The sequence below is a fragment of the Pantoea cypripedii genome, assembly GCF_002095535.1.
In the GTDB taxonomy this organism is placed as follows: domain Bacteria; phylum Pseudomonadota; class Gammaproteobacteria; order Enterobacterales; family Enterobacteriaceae; genus Pantoea; species Pantoea cypripedii.
The window spans coordinates 1,081,851-1,099,970 of sequence record NZ_MLJI01000002.1; the positions used below are offsets into that span (position 1 = coordinate 1,081,851).

The 18,120-nt window shown below is 52.0% G+C and carries 13 protein-coding genes; 6 read left to right on the plus strand and 7 right to left on the minus strand.

Annotated features, from left to right (window positions below):
- Positions 1-13: 13 nt before the first annotated feature.
- The 4 genes from HA50_RS26265 to HA50_RS26280 form a co-directional block, all read right to left on the minus strand.
- Complete coding sequence (locus tag HA50_RS26265; protein ID WP_084879719.1) at positions 14-5,302, minus strand: hypothetical protein; 5,289 nt, start codon at positions 5,300-5,302, stop codon at positions 14-16.
- A gap of 365 nt (positions 5,303-5,667) precedes the next feature.
- Positions 5,668-7,287, minus strand: a complete 1,620-nt coding sequence (locus HA50_RS26270; protein ID WP_084879720.1) for a methyl-accepting chemotaxis protein — start codon at positions 7,285-7,287, stop codon at positions 5,668-5,670.
- 101 nt (positions 7,288-7,388) lie between these two features.
- Positions 7,389-8,465 (minus strand): alpha/beta fold hydrolase, encoded by a 1,077-nt coding sequence (locus tag HA50_RS26275; RefSeq protein WP_084879721.1) that lies wholly within the window; start codon positions 8,463-8,465, stop codon positions 7,389-7,391.
- Positions 8,466-8,820: 355 nt separating this feature from the next.
- Positions 8,821-9,282: a hypothetical protein gene (locus HA50_RS26280; protein WP_084879722.1), complete on the minus strand. Its 462-nt coding sequence runs from the start codon at positions 9,280-9,282 to the stop codon at positions 8,821-8,823.
- A gap of 544 nt (positions 9,283-9,826) precedes the next feature.
- Here HA50_RS26280 and HA50_RS26285 point away from each other — a divergent pair.
- Both HA50_RS26285 and HA50_RS26290 read left to right on the plus strand, forming a co-directional pair.
- On the plus strand, positions 9,827-11,137 hold the full coding sequence (locus HA50_RS26285) for an MFS transporter (protein ID WP_084879723.1): 1,311 nt from the start codon (positions 9,827-9,829) through the stop codon (positions 11,135-11,137).
- Positions 11,138-11,149: 12 nt separating this feature from the next.
- Complete coding sequence (locus tag HA50_RS26290) at positions 11,150-12,085, plus strand: 2-hydroxyacid dehydrogenase (protein WP_084879724.1); 936 nt, start codon at positions 11,150-11,152, stop codon at positions 12,083-12,085.
- 417 nt (positions 12,086-12,502) lie between these two features.
- On the opposite strand, the gene HA50_RS26300 is transcribed toward HA50_RS26290, so the two are convergent.
- Positions 12,503-12,826, minus strand: coding sequence for a gamma-glutamylcyclotransferase family protein (locus HA50_RS26300; protein ID WP_084880259.1), 324 nt, complete (start codon positions 12,824-12,826; stop codon positions 12,503-12,505).
- A 240-nt stretch (positions 12,827-13,066) separates the two neighbouring features.
- Positions 13,067-13,957: a LysR family transcriptional regulator gene (locus HA50_RS26305; protein ID WP_084879726.1), complete on the minus strand. Its 891-nt coding sequence runs from the start codon at positions 13,955-13,957 to the stop codon at positions 13,067-13,069.
- Between the two features lie 106 nt (positions 13,958-14,063).
- Here HA50_RS26305 and HA50_RS26310 point away from each other — a divergent pair, with 106 nt between their 5' ends.
- From HA50_RS26310 to HA50_RS26325, 4 genes are read left to right on the plus strand one after another with little or no spacing between them, the layout of a single operon-like run.
- Positions 14,064-14,732 (plus strand): RraA family protein, encoded by a 669-nt coding sequence (locus tag HA50_RS26310; protein WP_084879727.1) that lies wholly within the window; start codon positions 14,064-14,066, stop codon positions 14,730-14,732.
- Positions 14,729-15,391 carry an RraA family protein gene (locus HA50_RS26315; protein ID WP_084879728.1) on the plus strand — a complete coding sequence of 221 codons (663 nt, stop codon included), beginning with the start codon at positions 14,729-14,731 and terminating at the stop codon, positions 15,389-15,391. Before HA50_RS26310 ends, HA50_RS26315 begins: the two co-directional genes overlap by 4 nt.
- Positions 15,391-16,020, plus strand: a complete 630-nt coding sequence (locus tag HA50_RS26320; protein ID WP_084879729.1) for an RraA family protein — start codon at positions 15,391-15,393, stop codon at positions 16,018-16,020. Before HA50_RS26315 ends, HA50_RS26320 begins: the two co-directional genes overlap by 1 nt.
- Positions 16,020-17,228, plus strand: a complete 1,209-nt coding sequence (locus HA50_RS26325) for a pyridoxal phosphate-dependent aminotransferase (RefSeq protein WP_084879730.1) — start codon at positions 16,020-16,022, stop codon at positions 17,226-17,228. Before HA50_RS26320 ends, HA50_RS26325 begins: the two co-directional genes overlap by 1 nt.
- 428 nt (positions 17,229-17,656) lie before the next feature.
- Here HA50_RS26325 and HA50_RS26330 read toward each other — a convergent pair whose 3' ends face one another.
- The gene (locus HA50_RS26330) at positions 17,657-18,079 is read right to left on the minus strand and encodes a GNAT family N-acetyltransferase (protein WP_084879731.1); all 423 of its coding nucleotides are present in this window, start codon (positions 18,077-18,079) and stop codon (positions 17,657-17,659) included.
- Positions 18,080-18,120 lie beyond the last annotated feature (41 nt).

Consider the following 18,120-nt stretch of genomic DNA (forward strand, 5'->3'; position numbering starts at 1 on the left):
TTGACCAGGCAGCTTATTCCTCCAGTACGCTGCTTCTGACGTACATCGCAAAAAACTGCCGAAATAAGCTATGGGCGATGTCCGTTGTGGCATTAGCCCCTGCCAGCTGGTGGTAAAAAGCCGGTGACGACGCGGCTTGCTCGGCTTCTGCCTCGCGTTTATGCACAGAATGCACCAGCGGGCGGGCGTGTTTTTTCGCATAACCCAACATCATGCCAATGAAACTGAGCAGCCAGTCCGCATTGCGCAGGGTAAATTCAATCATATATTTAATATTAAAGAACGCTGCTTCGACAATAGGCGTAAACAGGTGGTATTTATCTGCCTTATTTTCTTTACTTTTATTGTTGCTGGCGGTGAGTTTATTTGGCAGGTAGCGGCTGCGGAAATGATATATTTTTTCTTTCATCGCCGGGTCGCGGGTAAAAGCATAAAAATGGGTCAGGAAGGCGTCGAGAAACTGATCATCTTCCAGCAGATAATCTTTGAAAACATTCACGTCAGACATCAGGTTTTTTGCCAGCACGCTCATGCCGCGACTGGTCAGTTTTTTTAGCGGATGTCCTGTATCCAGATACACTTCCGCACCGATATATTCCTCACCCTGATGGCTCATGGCGCTGTGTTCTCCTTCATGAAGGAACACATTGGCCACTTCTTTGGCGGGCATTTCTTTTAAGGCATGCCACATTAAATAGATACGTTGGTAATCATCCTTACTTGAGGTATACCCGACGACGCTGGTGCCCAGGAGCATCTTTTCTAATGCCAGCCTGGCGCAGTTGGCGGGGATCCGCCCATCGCTCAGAAAACGATCCTCAACGATATGTATTTTGTCGAGCGACAGCGCATTGGCTTTTTCCAGGATGCTGACGAAGTTTTTCTGAAAAAACGCCACGTCCTTGCTGTCGATGTTTCTTTTTACAAAGAACATTTTCATATATTTCAACATGCCACCGGGGTTTTCATTTGGGTTCACCATGGTGAGTGCCAGGTCGGAACTGTAATGGACTTCGTGTATGGCATTCTTAATCGCTTCGACTTCCTGCGGATACTTCCTGAGTAATTGTTCTTCATCGAGAGTTTTGAGAATAAAGGGGGAAGGGCTGGGGAGTAGGGTTTTCTTAAGTTTGGTTAAAAATGTTTTAAGCGCTGATTGTTCGTCGATAATAATGTGTTCCAGCTTTTTCAACGCCTGATAATATTTATGATATTTAATGAGGAAATCATTGTAACGCCCGGCAATCTTATTCCTTTCAGCCAAAACGTGTTCCATATCCACCACAAAAGCATCAATAGCGCTATTCCCTTTCTCATAATGAACGAGTTTATAATTGCCAAAAACTTCCTCTACTATTCTGACGGCGCCATCGGTGAGCGGTTTGCGCCATGTGCCTAACTCTTCCACCAGACGTTTCGCGGCACCGTCACCGAATTGAGCAAAGGTGGGGTGCAGCCGGGGAGCGATATTGCGAAACAGGGATTTCACATGGATCTTTTTTAACAGCAGTGGAGCCGGGATCTGCGGAAGCAGGCGCGCCACTTCCTCTACCGCCTCGACACGTGCCGACGAAGCATAAGGCGCTACGGTTTGATAGCCGCTGGAGGAAGGCGTAAGGGCATCAAAAAACAGCGGCTCAGGCGAAACGGTATCACGGCTTTGGCGTACCAGCGGGGTTGCCGGTTGCCAGTTGCGCCACTGACCGGCATGGTTCGGCTGGACATAGACCGTGGTGCCGGAGGCATTTCTGAACTCAACAATCAGTTGCTCATGCGGATCGGTTTTTATCCAGCTGCGCTGGTAGCGCCAGTCGGCTGGAAAGCTGTCGGGATCCAGATGGTTATAGACGATATCCTGTTCAGGGTGGTTTGCTTCATGCTCACTGAACCTCAATGGCAGCGACGAAATGGGCGATAAGCTGGCGATTAAGGCCGGGAGCCGCTGCTCGCTGAGCGCTGGCCAGAATTCGGCCAGCGGGATGCTTAGCCCGACTGGCGGCGCGGTTTCCGGTTGCGGCAATAAATACTGATTTTTCTGGTCCAGCAGGTAAATTTTTGCCCCGGCGGGCGTGGTGACATTGCAATGCAACTGATCGGTGAATTCGTCCCAGATTACGCCGGTGAGATGATAACCCCTGGGCAGATCGTTCAGCGGCAGCGAGCGCCGTAGCAGTTCCCTGCCGAAGACAGGCTGAAACGCAGCGGTTGAGCAGAGTTTTGCACCCACCAGGCTGTCATCCACCAGGGCAGCTTCAGCCCGCGTGATAGCGAGCGGGGAAACGGTGGGGAGGGCCGGATGGTCCATGACGCTATTCACCAGCCAGTGGTAAACCGAGTTCAGGGCGTACACGCCAGTCTGCTCGATCTCACTCGCGGCTTCCTCTTCAGGAAGGATGCTGATGGCACAACCCACGAACTTCAGCGCCCTATTTTTCAGCGACTCTCCCAGCACGGCGGACCTGAGCGCGTTGTAGCAACGAGTGACGGGATTTAAGCCATACAATATTTCCAGCAGATTGGGCGGCTGTACCGTAGGGGAGAGGGCAGCAGGGAGGGTGGGGAACTGATATTCGCTGATCTGCCGGGCAATCGCTGCGGCACATTGCGGCCAGTCGTCGCTGATGTTTCCAGGGTTAATTCTTACTGGCACATCAACCAGAAAGCGATAGCGGGCGACATGCGGCAAAGCGGCCGGGGATAGCCGGGTCAACATATCCACTTTGCCAGCACCATTGAGCATCGATTGTGCCTGTTCGCGGCTGCTGAATTCATCGCTGGCATCAAAGCTGCCTGGATGTCCCGGTCTGTTCATCGGGGCTATCGGCGTCATAAAGAGGGCGCGTGAGGTGAGATCGCCGCTGGCGTATAGATAGCAGCCGACGCAGGAGGTCTCGGTGTTGTCACCGCTGCTGTGCTCCAGTCGCACCATAAACATCTGTATGCCTTGTGCGCGATAAACCGCCTGGTCGTCAGCAGACAGATTTTCCAGCACCTGTTGATACCATGCACTGATGGTGGTGCGTAACGCATGGTAGGTCTCGGTGATCGCAACCGTATTGCCGTTGGGATGCCTGAGCAGTTCTCTCAGCCTGCTGGCGTGCAAATGGTAGTGGATAAGCTGCTGCTGTTGCAGCTGCATCCCGGTCAGATAATGGTGCATCCCCTGTCTGGGGTTAAAGAACAGCTTATCTGTGGCGGCAAACTCAGCCAGCAAGGCGGGTTCCGGGCGGCGATACATCAGTTGTGAACCGAATCTTTCCAGATCTTCCCCGCTGGCCTGATTGAGGACTTGTTCGTCCTGAATTTCGTGCGCGGCGACGGCACGCTGATACCCGGCGAGAGACAGGCAACGTTCGCTGGCGAGATCGGGGTGGTCGCAAAGTTTTAGCATCGGATATTCCTGCCTCATCATGGTCAGCATCAGAAAATCCAGCTTGGCCACCAGCTTATCCTGGGCTTGTCGCTCACTGACTGTCACGGCAATTGCCTTGCGCGTATGGCCACTAAATACCTGCTCCATATCCTGTAGCACCGCGGCGAGATCGTGATAGGTGGTAGTGGCCGGTTTTATGTGCTGGCTGAATTGTTGCAGACTGATCAGCAACGGGCGGCCAGTGGCATCAAGGCTATGGTCTAACGCCAGCAACAAACGGCGTGCCAGTGCGGCGCGGCCCCTGGCGGAATGCACGAAGGCGTTGATCGCTGCCGGGTCCTGTTTAAACGTCGCCACACCGGGCAGACGGGCAATAAAATCTGCGGCCTGGACCGGATCGATATGTAGCCTATGGTGCTGACTATCCCATGACACGAGGCGGTCACAGGCGGTCAGAAACGTCGTCTCACCCAGCAAATCAGCAAGTTGCTGCGTCGGCAATGTTTCAATCCGCTGGCTGAGTTGATTGATCATATCTCGCAGGCTGGTGGCCGTGAGTGGTGCAGGGGCAACGATACAAGTCGGTGCATTGGAGTGAGTCGCCACCCAGCCGGGCCAACTGATGGTTTTAGGCGTACTGGCTGGCGCAGGTTCGGTTTCAAATTCGAGCTTACGAACAAAACCGGCAGCGAAGCCGCGCTTATCCACTTTCCACCAGTCAGGCTGGTATAAGGCGGTGGTCTCTTCGGCATGTACGCTGGATATAATCCAGCCCCCTGCTGAGGACGAGGTGCCAATGACAGGCGTCACCGCGGTGGTGAGTGTCTTTTTTTGTGGCGCAGGCGACGGCCAGGGGCGCATTTGCCTTTGCAGCTGATGTAACGCTATCGGGCTTTGTCTCTGCGGGATGTGGCAACCGTAAATGATCACGGCAGCTTCGCTGGTCACCATACGCGTGCCTTCCTGCACCAAACCCTGGTTGTTGGTGGCGACAAAATGCTCGAAAGTCACGACGCCACGACCTTGCAATGGGGCGGTGTCATTGATAAGCGTAACGGGGTGGTCCGCTGCACAGCGGGGATATTGCTGATCGGGCCGCAGAAAGTCAGCGCAGCTATGGGGTGCAAGCCGCAGGGGCTGGCCGTGATGCTGATGGTTAAGTACCGAGTTAGCGGTTAACTTCAGCGTAATGACCATCGGTGCGGGGGGTTCTATTGGTGGTGCGACAGGGGATAAAAATGCGGAGATCTGACGACACGACCAGTCCCGCCAGTGGGTAATAAGGTGCGGGAACGTGATGGGGGCCGGATGCCAGGCATCATCCCGGCCACTGCTTAGCCATCTGCCGGTCGCGTATTGATCGCCAGCCTGCAGCAGGGGTTTGATGCCCTGCACCGGCGCGAGTCTGACGGCGTTGATAACTTGGATAAGCAGCGCCGGTAAGGGATAAATCGTGGCAAGGGTGCGAACGATTAATTGTTTGCCCGCGCCGGGTACGGGCTCCATCAATGGCTTATTATCTGCCTGAAAAATTTCCCGCATCAGAAGATGATAGAGATGAGGATAACGGGAAGGGAGCTGCGCCAGGACGGTGGCATCGCTGAGAAAGGGAAGAATCATGTGTAACCTTGCCAGCACCTGCGCGTCGCTCAATAACACCTGCATCGGCAGGATTGCCGACCCATCGCAAAATCCCTGGTATTTAGCGGCCAGCAATGTCCGCACATCGTCAGACATCCGTTGCCAGCTGAGCGGTGGAGCGCTGGCTGGCCGGGCAACGGGTTGCGCCAGGAAGTCGTGCAGGCTGTTGCGGATAGCGGCCAGCAACGCATCATAATCATCGAATCCGCTTCCACCGGCCAGGCGATTAAATTCCTGTAATGCTGCGTCCTGGGGAATGGCAGGCAGGGTCGGCCACAAGGATTTCATGCAGGCGCAGGCGTTATGTATCAGCCGAAGTGGCCATGTGCTTTGTGGACTGGCAGATGATGACGCAAAACTGTTGGGAATGCTGGAAGTACCATGAGGGGTGGGTCCAATAGGCATCGCTTTCCTCCTTTTAAGCTGAAGCTAGCCTGGATGACCCGACGAGGGTCTGCTCTGATAAATTTATGAGAACTGCCCGACAATGCTTCGGCTGTGGCAAAGAGCAGGGTGTGATTTCAGATGAATATTCATGTCACAGCGGCCAGGGACATAAAAATCAGAGAGGGATAAGTCGGGCGAAGGGAATGATTAAGCTGACAGTTACCGGCATCAATCAACGATAACTGTCAGTTCTGAGCTAAAACCGCTTAATTGATGCTAATCAGCGCCATATCCTGTGATCCCGTATACAGGTCAGTGGCCAGCGTGGTCTGATCGTTATCGACCTGGAAGCGTGTCACCGACTGTTGCAGGTTCACGACCTGTTGTTGCAGGGAACTGGCTGCGGTGGCGACTTCGGCCACCAGCGAGGCATTCTGCTGCGTCACACCGTCCATCTGCTGGATGGCGATATTGATCTGCGAGATGCCGCGGGTTTGCTCGCCGGAGGCCAGCATCACTTCATCCATGATATCGACCACTTTCTTCACATCGAGCATGACTTCATTCATGGTCGTCCCGGCCTCTTTCACCAGGCCCGAACCCTGCTCGATATTGCTGAGCGAGTCATTGATCATGGTGCCGATCTCTTTCGCTGCGGTGGCGCTGCGCTGTGCCAGGACACGCACTTCCGAAGCCACCACGGCAAAGCCACGTCCTGCTTCACCGGCGCGTGCCGCTTCGACAGCCGCATTCAGTGCCAGCAGGTTGGTCTGGAATGCAATGCCGTCGATAACACCAACAATGTCACCAATTTTGGCCGAGCTTTTCTCAATTGAACTCATGGTGGCAACCACTTCAGACACCACATTTGCCCCACGGGAAGCAGAGTTTGAGGCTTTCTGCGACAGCGAATTGGCTTTACGGGTATTGTCTTCGTTGTTTTTCACTGTCGCCATAATCTGCTCCATACTGGAGGCCGTCTCATCCAGTGATGCAGCCTGCTGTTCGGTACGGCTGGACAGATCGATATTGCCGGCAGCGATTTCTTCTACGCCTGAGCCGATAGCATCCGTGCCGTTGCGCACCATCAGTACCATGTTTTCCAGTCCATCACGCATACGCTGTACGGCGGCAAACAGCTGAGCTATCTCGTTTTTACCCGAGATATCAATGCGCGCACGCAGATCTCCTTCAGCAATACGGTCAAACACCGTGATCACATGATTTAATGGTTTGACGATAAGATTGGTCATCACCGACCAGGCCAATGCGGCCAGCACCAGCGCACAGGCGATGGCAAAGTACAGGGTAAACTCCATACGTTTTACCCGATCGCTGGAGTCATCGTAGGCCACATCGATGCTTTTCAGTTTGAAAGCCACCAGGGCTTTTGATGCCTTATCAAAGGCACCATACAGTGCCGTCGATTTTCCGGCACGCTGGCGATATTCGTCCAGTTTTCCCGCTTCCAGAGCGGCAAAAGCCGGATCAATAAACTCTTTCATTAGCGCGTCACGGGTGGACGCCATTTCAGCGGCAATCGGGCGCTCCCCAGCGGATTGCGGGTATTTCAGGTAGTCCTGCCACTTCGCGCTGGCAGCATCGATTTTGCCCCTGGCACGTTCCAGCGCGACTTTGGCTTTGTCAGTGTCGCCGCTGCCCATCAGGGATTCATACAACCGTAAATCCAGTCGCCCGCGTAATAACAGTTCTGAACTTTCATTCAGTGCCACCAGACCCGGTAATACTTCGGTATCGACGGTAGCAAAGGATTTATTCCCTGACTGCACGGCAACTAATCCCAGAACGCCCACGAACAATAGCAATGCAGTCAGTGAAAAAACCATCATGCTGAGTGCAGTGCGGATTTTTATTCTACGAAACATAGAGTATTCCCTGCTAACGATTGAATGATGAATGCTGTGGAAAACAAGTCCGTTATAAAAAAACAGGAAGTAACATGGTTACTTCCTGTCAGGTGGCTGACTTAGCGCTTTTCCTGCGTTTTGGGCGCGTGGGCTAAGAAAGTCTTGAGTTTTTGTTTATAAAATTTTGCCTGCATCATAGTGCCATGTCCGCTGGTTTCGGCACTGGCCGGAATAAGGAGCAATTCAGCTTTTTTAATCCGATGCAATTCACCCTTAAGAATACCGGTCTCAACCGGGTTACGTTCATCGTCCGCTGAGTTGATAATCAGCATCGGCGCTTTAATGCGCTTTAAATCTGGCAACGCATTGTAATCCGCTGATGAATTCCAGATATAAATGAAGTCGTTAGCATCTGCGGTGACAGGGGCAGCAAGACGCTCATCGACCAGCTTATCTGCCAGCGCACGCGTTGGCGCTTTGTGCTGATAAGCCAGCGTGCCGCCCGTCGTGGCAATACTGAACATGATGTTGGCGGTCTTCAGCGCAGGAGGTTGTTGGTGGTAATTGCCTTCCGCCCATGCGGGGTCGCCCTTGATGGACTCAATCAACATACGGCGCAGCATCCAGTTACGTCCGGACAATTCATTAGGCTGCGAAGCCATCGGCACCAGCGTATCCATCATCGCCGGGTATTTCTCTCCCCATAGCCAGGTCTGCATACCGCCCATTGAATAACCCATGACCAGGCGTAAATGAGAAATACCCAACCCTTCTTTAATCAGGCGATATTGGGCCGTCACCATATCGTCATAATCATAGTGCGGAAATGTCATCCGCAGGCCATCCGAAGGCTTGGATGATTTACCTGAGCCGATACCTTCCGGGATGATAATAAAATATTTTCTGATATCCAGCGCCTGCCCCGGTCCAAATAACTCGCCAGCGAATCCCGGAGCCAGTAATGCGCTAACAGGCTGGTTAGTACCGTGAAGTAATAATACCGCTGGTTTATTGCGATCGCCCAAAGTGAAATAATGAATACGCAGATCTTTCAGTTTTTCGCCGCTGTTAAAGGTGAATTCTTTGGCGACCCAATCCGCTTCTTTCGGTGTCGGTAATGCGCTGGCTGCCATAGTTAATGGTGATAAAGTTAACAGAATGGCACCTGCCACGCCTGATATCATGCGATTAAACATTAAAGTAACTCTTAAGTTATTTTTGGTCCCCTGGAGGTCAGATATTAGTTTCAATAAAGAAAAATCCCAATGAACATCAACAGCATCGGGGAAAAAAAAGACAATTCTCTTCTTTTTTGAGTTTTAACAAGACGATTTTTATCTGGTTGTTCTTAGGATAATACAACCGGGTGTTAATTCTGCAGTTTGCTTCAGGTGGTTAGTTCAGTCCTGATTACGCAAAACGGTCCCAGTTCCGCATAGCGGAATTAAACAGCTAAAGCGTGGCATTATTATTCAGGCTTGACTAAATACGGCAGAGCATTGATCTGCCGATTTGAAGAGTCCTTTAACACAAATTACCGGCTTATCTTACTCACACTGCCAGCGTCTTTTTTTGTCTCAGGCGCACAGGCTTGGGCTGGTAGCGGTTCACCCAATTACTGATTGTCTGGCCTTCTTTATCCGATTCGCTAAACACAATGACAGTGGCTCTGCGGCCTTGTGTTTCTATGGCATTGAGTAAGTCTGCATTCGGAAGAAAAACCAGGTAGATGGCATCAAGCAGGATATGTTCTTTTCTGAGTGTCTGTGTGGAGAACAACCCGACCTTAACGCCTGAAACCACAATCTGCTTTTTGCTATGCAGTATTCTATAGGTCGGCTCATCAAACGCTTTGGTTAAATATTCTTCGCAGGAAGCCTTCACAGGAACGCAAACCCGTAAATTTCGCCCTGACAGGCTGGCATGTTCAAGTGCAAATTGCACAATGTTTTTATAGTGTGGTTCCAGCTTGTCTTTTGTTTTAACAAAGCAAAATCGGTCTTTTAACGGCATTAAAATTCTTTAAACTCCAATCGAAAAAGAGGTGATTTATTGTTGTAACGGATTTTATGAAATTGCTGAAAGTTAAAGTATGGCACAGATTATTCAATACGCCGCTGAGATTGGAAAAAGAGAACAAAAAATTCCACGCGTTGTCACATTTGCACTTTCTTCGCCACAGCAGACTTTTGATGGCGGTTGACTTTTCCCTCTCTGGCAAGAGCAGATACAACCGGGTTTCACATCCATGAGTTGTCGTTTTTGTGATCTAAATTGCAGTACCATAAATATAAATTGTACTACAATCTCAACATCAAACGGTGAGGGGATTTTTTTATGATATTGATTTTACTTGACTTTAAATTGTCTGACACGGAAGCGTAGTAAGATCAACAGGTAACCCGGTGCAGAGGTTGAGGAAACGTCATTGAATAGATCCAATCAATACCGGCGTGTGTTACTCAGGTAATGTCACATTGATTAATCATTAAATTAAAAGATGCTGATTACGGTCAGAGGGATTGTTATTGTTTAAATCTTAATCGAGGTTTGTTTCATGAACAACGATCTGTACGGTGCTACCCTAAAGCAACTCAATACGAAAATTATTCCGTTTATCATTATCTGTTATTTCGTTGCCAATCTCGACAAAACCAATATCTCTATCGCTGCATTACAAATGAATGCCGATTTGGGTCTGAGTACCAGTATGTATGGTCTGGGTGTCGGGATGTTTTATATCTCTTACATCCTGTTCGAAATTCCCAGCAATGTGATCATGACGAAAGTCGGTGCGCGAGTATGGATTGCGCGCATTATGATCACCTGGGGCATCGTCAGCGCCGGAATGTCGCTGGTTCAGACTCCCACGCAGCTCTATGTGATGCGCTTTTTGTTAGGAATGGCCGAAGCAGGTTTTACACCGGGTATCATTTATTACATTTCCTGCTGGTTTCCGAAGAGTAACCGCGCCCGCGCCATGTCATTCTTCTATATGGGTTCTGTGATGGCTTCCATTATTGGGCTACCCATTTCCGGCACCATCCTGAACATGCATGGTTTTGCTGACATTGCGGGCTGGCGCTGGTTATTTGCACTGGAAGGTATTCCGGCGGTCGCGCTGGGTATTATGGTGCTGTGGCGTTTGCCGCAATCTCCTGACCATGCCGCGTGGTTATCAGCAGAACAAAAGGGCTGGTTGAAAACGCAGCTGGCGCGCGATAACGCCAGTGTTGAAATTGGTGCGCAGCATAGCTGGTTAGGCGCGCTGAAAAATAAGACCGTGTTGTTACTGAGCCTGGTCTGGTTCCTGCAGGCGTTTGGTTCAATAGGGATAACGCTTTTCCTGCCGCTGATCATCAAAAGTATGGCCAGTGAGCAGAGCAATATCGTCATCAGTCTGCTTGCTGCGGTACCGTTTATTTTTGCCTGCCTGTTTATGTATTTTAATGGCCGTCACTCAGATACCACCCATGAGCGTTCATGGCACCTGGGCTTACCGTTAATCCTCTCAGGTTTATCGCTAACCCTGGCTATTTATTCCAGTAATCTGCTGGTTGCCTATGTAATGCTGGTCCTGACTGTCGGCTTTAATTTTGCCCTGACACCAATCTTCTGGGCGGTCACCACCGAAAAACTGGCTGGCGTGGCGGCAGCGGCCTCCATCGCATTTATTAATACCGTCGCCAACTTTGTCGGCCTTGGTTTGCCGCCCATTCTTGGCAAAATCAAAGATGCCACCAACAGTTATCACTACGGTTTAATGATTGTCGCGGCGGCCCTGATTATTGGAGGCATTATCGGCATTATGATTTCGCGTCCGTCTCAGCCTGATGTCAGTAAACGTGCGGCTTCCCGCCTTTCATAAAGGAATAACAACATGAAACAGAAAGTCCTGAAACAAGCCGGTCTGCCAGATGCCCTGACGCAGGAACTGAGTGAGCGTTATGATCTCTATGAGCTGGCGAACATGACTGCTCCCGATTTCGCCGCCATTGCCAGTGAGGTCACTGCGGTGGTGACTAACGGTGAAGCGGTAGTGACACGCGAGTTCATGCAGTCATTGCCTGGGTTAAAGCTGATTGCCGTGTTTGGCGTTGGTTATGATGGTGTCGATGTCTCAGCAGCCCGCGATTTTGGTGTGGCTGTCACCCATACACCGGGTGTGCTGACCGATGATGTCGCCGATCTGGCCATTGGCCTGATGCTGGCCACCTCGCGTCAAATCGTCGCCGCACAGCGTTTTATCGAGCAGGGGAACTGGTCGTCAGGCGGTTTCCAGTGGACGCGCAAAGTTTCCGGCAAACGCCTGGGTATCATCGGCATGGGGCGTATCGGGCAGGCGATCGCCCGCCGTGCCAGCGCATTCGATATGGAAATTGCCTACAGCAATCGCACCGAGCTAACCACGTTGCCGTGGTGCTATATTGCGGATCTGCAATCACTCGCCCAGGACAGTGACTTTCTGATGGTGTGTGTTCCCGGTGGGGCAGAGACAAAAGCGCTGGTCAATCAGGCGGTGCTGGCAGCATTAGGTTCTGAAGGGATCCTCATCAACATTTCCCGTGGCAGTGTGATTGATGAAGCGGCGCTGATTAAAGCGATCGACAATAAGGTGATTGCGGGTGCGGGTCTGGATGTATTTGTGGATGAACCAAACGTGCCCGTGGCGTTGCGGCAGCGCGATAACGTGGTGATTACGCCGCATATGGCGAGTGCCACCTGGGAGACACGTCGGGAAATGTCACAGCTGGTAATGGCAAACGTTAATGCGTGGTTTGCTGGCGAGCCACTGGTGACGCCGGTTCCTGCCTGATATCTTGCGGGCAGCGGAAATCGCTGCCCGGTGAGAGGATGCTTATCCCCGTGGTTAATGGCTCCGTCATTGTCCGATTCTCCCTATACGCATATTTATCGGCCAGAAAACCGGACGGCGCTCGGCAGGATATTCGGGCCGGAAACGCGCACAGTTTTCACCGCCTGAAGCAAACCAGTTTCTGTTTCCGGCTTGCATTTAGTTACATCATACATTTGAGTTATCTCCCCCTACGTCGGCATCGCGCGCAGTACAGGCGTATTATGACAGCTGGTGGGCTGTGCCATGAAAAAAACGAGGAAAGCCACCTTCATGATGAGGTGGCTTTTCCGATACTAACCAGAACGCGCGGGCCCGAAGATATCCTTGTCTTGATAATCGCTAATTTACAGGAGACCGAAATGCGGCTTCTGCTGATTACCTCAGCGCATAGATGTAAGAGTTAATGATTTCACCCTCTGCCGTAGTGACTGCAATAGGTGTTCGGGCATACTCCGCGCCTTCAAAGGTATCCAGTTTATCCCAGTGATGAGCGAGTGCTTCGGAGAGGAACAGAAAACCCTCAATCTTTTCGCCCGCCTGGTCAGGGCGTATACCGGGAAAACCCATATCCGCTCCCCATCCCTGTTTATGCAGCACGCCATAAACATGGCCCGGTAACCAATGGCCGCCGATTTCTTCCAGAATATGCGCATTGGGGCGACCCGGTCCCAGGGTGCCATATACGAACAGACTTTCCACCATCTAACCCTCCGTAAAAGCATCGAAAGTAGAGGGCTACGGCAGCATTGTCCAATTCAAAGAAAATGTTATAGCAATATGCTAATGATATTGCAGGGTGTTTTTCATCATATGGGGTAGGGCAATAAGGTCGTTAAATATAATCTGGAAGTAACAACAAAATAACTTGATGCTCTCCAGCCTTACAGGGCTGGAAATTTTGTTAAATTCAACTTTTGTTCTGTAGTCAGCAAGAATGCTTTACGTGTTCTTCACCACGCCAATAAACTTTTCTACCGAAGGATTCACGCGCGCAGATGACCACGCCATCGCGGTAGTGACCACCTCAATATCGTTCTCCAGCGGCAGGATTACCACATTGGCCGGTGACACACGCTCAAGCTTTGCCGGGACCAGAGCAATGCCCTGGCCGCAACTGACAAACGCAATTTGCGAGGCAACCGAACGGACTTCATGAATGATGCGAGGTGAAAAACCTTCGGCGCGACATGCCGATGTGATGCTGTCGAAGAATACCGGGCTGAGGTGGCGCGCAAACATCACCCATTCCTCATTACTCAGGGCGGAAAGCGCAACACGGCTTTTTCCCGCCAGACGATGATTATGCGGCAGGGCTACCACCAGGTTATCGCTGGCTAATGGCAGCGAATGGATGTCGTTGCCCAGTTCGCCGGTAAGACGGGCAAAGGCCAGATCGATATCGCCACTTTGCAGTAGCGGTATAGCCTCCGCGCTGTCTATTTCCTTCACTGATAGTGTGAGTTGCGGTGCAATCACCCTCATCTTTTCAATATAAGCCGGGAGCACATCGAGCATGGCCGTGCTGATGGCACCAATGGTGAGTACGCCGGTATGTCCGGCCACGGCCTCGTGGATGGCTAACTCAAGACGCTCAACCTGTTCGGCAAACTTGCGCACCGCAGGCAGGATCGCCTGGCCTGCCGGGGTGAGCAGCACCCCTTTACGCGTACGATCAAACAACTGAATCTTTAACGAGCTTTCCAGCACCTGAATTTGCTGAGTCAGTGGTGGCTGGGTCATGCCAAGACGCTTAGCTGCGCGGCCAAAGTGTTTTTCTTCAGCAACGGCGAGAAACAGCCACATATGGCGCAGTACACGGAAATTGATCATGGCACTCCGATATATTTTTAATATTAAAACTATCTGAAATACGAAATTTACCTATCGTGATGGTCGTTGAATAGTGTTGGAAAATCAACCCACACTGGAAAGCGCCATGTCATCACCCACCTTACTAGACCGACTTGCCTTGCTGGATACCAACACGGTTTCTGATGCCCTCGATTTTCTGGAACTGCCCGGCGCCACTTATGGGCTTCGCCCGTTATGGGACTGTCCAAAGATCGTGGGCCGCGCCAGCACCATTCAACTCGGCCCCAAAACAGGGAACACACCCACGGTCCATCTGATCACGCCAGTGATTGATGCCATCACAGCCGACGATCGCGTGCTGGTTATTGCTGGGGGGCAAGAGGGGATTTCCTGCTGGGGCGACATCATCGCCAATGCTGCGCAGGGCAAACGGATTCGCGGGTCGGTACTGGATGGCATGAGCCGAGATATCGACGGCAGTGAGGGGATTGGTTATCCGGTATATGGCCGGGGCATCACCATGATCAGCGCGCGCAACCGCGTGATTCAGGTTGCCTCTGGCACCACTGTCAGCATGGCGGGCGTGATGGTGCAGGAGGATGACTATGTGATAGCCGACCGCTGCGGTACCGTTTTTATCCCGACACAACAGATTGAGGCCGTGGTGACACTGGGGGAAAAAATTGCTCACCGTCAGGCCAGCATGGTTGCCGCCGTGCGGGCAGGGCGTTCTGTCGCCCGGGTGATGCATGACAGTCAGTTCGAGGCAATCAACACCGGGGAAAACTCATGAACGATAACGATAAGAAACTCATCGCGCTGTTTGCCGGGCTGGATACTGCAAGCGTATCGGATGCGCTGGATAAACTTGGTCTTGCCGGACAATGCTACGGCGTGATGCCACTGGATAACTATACCAAACCTGTTGTGGGGCTGGCCTATACCGTGCGTTACGAGACTGCCGGTCATCCGCCAGGCACCGTGGGGGATTTCATTGATGATGTCCCCGCAGGTCATGTTGTGGTGATCGACAACAACGGACGTACTGACTGCACCGTTTGGGGAGACATCATGACACAACTGGCGGGTAGCAAGGGTATCGCTGCGACGGTGATTGATGGCGTCTGTCGTGATGTTCATAAAGCGCTGGCTGAGGGTTATCCGATCTTCTCGAAAGGACGTTTTATGCGTACCGGCAAAGACCGCGTTCAGGTCTGTGCCATTAACCAGACCGTATCTATTGGCAGTGCGCGGGTTGCAGCCAACGATATTGTGATTGCTGACGCCAGTGGCGTGGTCGTGGTACCGCGAGCCAGAGCAGAGGAGGTTGCGGCTACTGCGCAGGCTATCGAAGCCACGGAGTCGGCCATTCGCCAGGCAATCAGTGCCGGTCAATCGCTGCGTCAGGTGCGTGAAGAACTTGGCTATCACCTTTTACAGAGGAAAGCCTGATGCCGATTTTTTCAGAACAACAAGCCAGCCGGGCGCTACAGCTCGGCAGTTCAACGTTGTTTGAAGCCTCCGGTCTTAACTGTGCGCTGGATCCAGAGATCCGCAATATCTGGCGTGGCATGACCGTGGCAGCGCCTGCTTACCCGCTGGCCTGTTCCCCCGGCGATAACCTGGGTATTCATCTGGCGCTGGAAAAGGTGCCAAAAGGCAGCGTACTGGTGGTGTCGACGCAGAATTTCCTTGCCGGTTACTGGGGCGAAGTGCTGACTGTCGCCGCGCAGGCCGCGGGCGTGAAGGGGTTGATCATTGATGGCGGTGTCCGTGATATTACGGCAACTCTCCATCGTCATTTTCCGGTGTTTGCTCGCGGCGTTGCCGTGCGGGGCACCATCAAAGCCAGTTATCAATCGATCGGCGAGCCATTGATGTTCAGTGGTGTGCCGGTTGCCACGGACGACCTGGTGGTGGCTGATGATGATGGCGTCGTCATTATTCCGGCCACGGAAGTCTCCCGTGTTCTGGCAGAGGCGGAACAGCGCGAGGAGAAAGAGCGGGCGATGATGCAGAAACTGGAAGCTGGCAGCACAACGGTTGAGCTAATGGGGTTGAGCCACTGGAGGGATAAATAATGGAGACGCAACAGCTGAATCGATATCTGGAAAGAGGGAAGCCCTCAGCGACCTACCGCATTATGGATAAGGTTGCCGAGCTGAAAGCCCAGGGGCGGACCATCATTTCGCTGAGCACTGGCGAGCCTGATTTTCCCACACCGAAACATATTTGTGCAGCCGCTATCATGGCAATTCAGAACGGACACACCCGCTATACCCAGGTTGCCGGTCTGCGGGCGTTACGTGAGGCGGTGGCGCAGAAATTTCTTTACGATAACGCTCTGGATGTCAGCTGGCAGGAAACGCTGATATGCAGTGGTGGTAAACAGGTTATTTATAACGCGCTGGCCACCACCCTGAATGACGGGGATGAGGTGATCATTCCGGCTCCGTACTGGGTCAGCTACCCGGAGATGGTGCAACTGTGCGGCGGGACGCCAGTAACGGTGGCCTGCGGACAGGAGAGTGGTTTTAAACTTACGCCCGCACTGCTGCAAGCGGCGATTACGCCGCGCACCCGCTGGATCATCCTGAATTCCCCGTCGAACCCCACTGGCGCGGTATACAGTCGGGATGAACTGCGCGCGCTGGGGGAGGTGTTGCGCCAGTATCCACGGGTTCTGGTGCTGTCGGATGATATTTATGAGCATTTAATCTTCGACGATATCGAGTTTGCCACCCTTGCGGCAGTGGTGCCTGAGCTTAAATCACGCACATTGACCATGAATGGCGTTTCGAAAGCATGGGCGATGACCGGCTGGCGCATTGGTTTCTGTGCCGGGCCATTATGGTTAATCAATGCGATGGAAAAATTACAAGGGCAGCAGACCTCCGGTGCCTGCTCTGTCTCGCAGTATGCTGCGCTGGTCGCGCTGACCGGTCCTCGGGATTTTCTGACCACCTCGCGGCAGGCGTTTAGCACGCGACGTGACATGATGGTCAAAATGCTGAACTTAGCAACGGGCCTGCACTGCGACATACCTCAGGGCGCGTTTTATGCCTTTGCGGATTGCAGTGGCCTGATCGGGCGCACATCGGCGGGCGGTCAACTGCTCCTGTCGGACGAAAATGTTGCAACGGCGCTGCTGGAGGAAAAGGGCGTTTCTGTGGTACACGGCAGTGCCTTTGGTCTGGGGCCTTATATCCGCATTGCCTATGCCATTGATGACGCGTCACTGGAAAAAGCCTGTCAGTTGATCATCGAATTCTGCGCAGCAGTCTGCTGAGATTACAGGAAGAGGCAATGGCCTCTTCCTGCTTTATCACTTCACCCTAAACAGCGGTTCCCCAATTCCCGCCCTGGTCGGTCTTGATAAACGCCCTGATACTGACGATGCGTCGGACAGGCGGTGGATGAACCGAAGGGAAGCCTGGGACATGGCTGAGGGTTGCCAAAAGACGTCTGGCACGAAACGATACTGCGGATCTTCGTAAACAAATCAGTGATACTGCTTATTCACAGGGTTACTGGAGTGTCTGGATGACCGTATTCAGCAATGATAGTGACATGTTATGCCGGATCATTCATCGGTTCTCGGGAACGGGTGGACAATGCTTTGACCCAGCCGGTATAGCTCTTTACCGACCACAGGGGCAATGCTGAATTAAGCTGGGGTATTGATACCTCAGCTCATCTAAAAAGAGGTTTCTTCATTTAAGAAATATTTGTTTTTATCAGATAGTGTCGTTGCATCCCTTCCTGAGGAAAGTCGGGTAAAGTCATTTGTTTTTCATAGCCTTGCTTCAGATAAAACGGCAGTGCCTGAAAACTGAAGGTGTCCACAAGACTGTGCTTACATCCATTTCTCGCACCTTCCTGTTCTGCGGCGCGTAAAAGTTCGCCACCTATGCCACTGCCTCTGGTTGATTCGCTTACCCATAAGTAATCAACACATAGCCATAATCCTTTACGTGATGAGATTAACCCACCAACCATTTCACCTGATTCATTTCGCGCATAAACGCCAAACTGCCCCCAATCACCAGTACAGATAAACTGTTCGTTGTAGCTTCTTAAGCCTCTGAAGAGTTCATTTTTATCCGTGTCGGTAATGGATGACGTTATTTCAATCTCCATATGTATCTCCCTTTTTAACTCTCTTCCTAAGAGTTGACTAA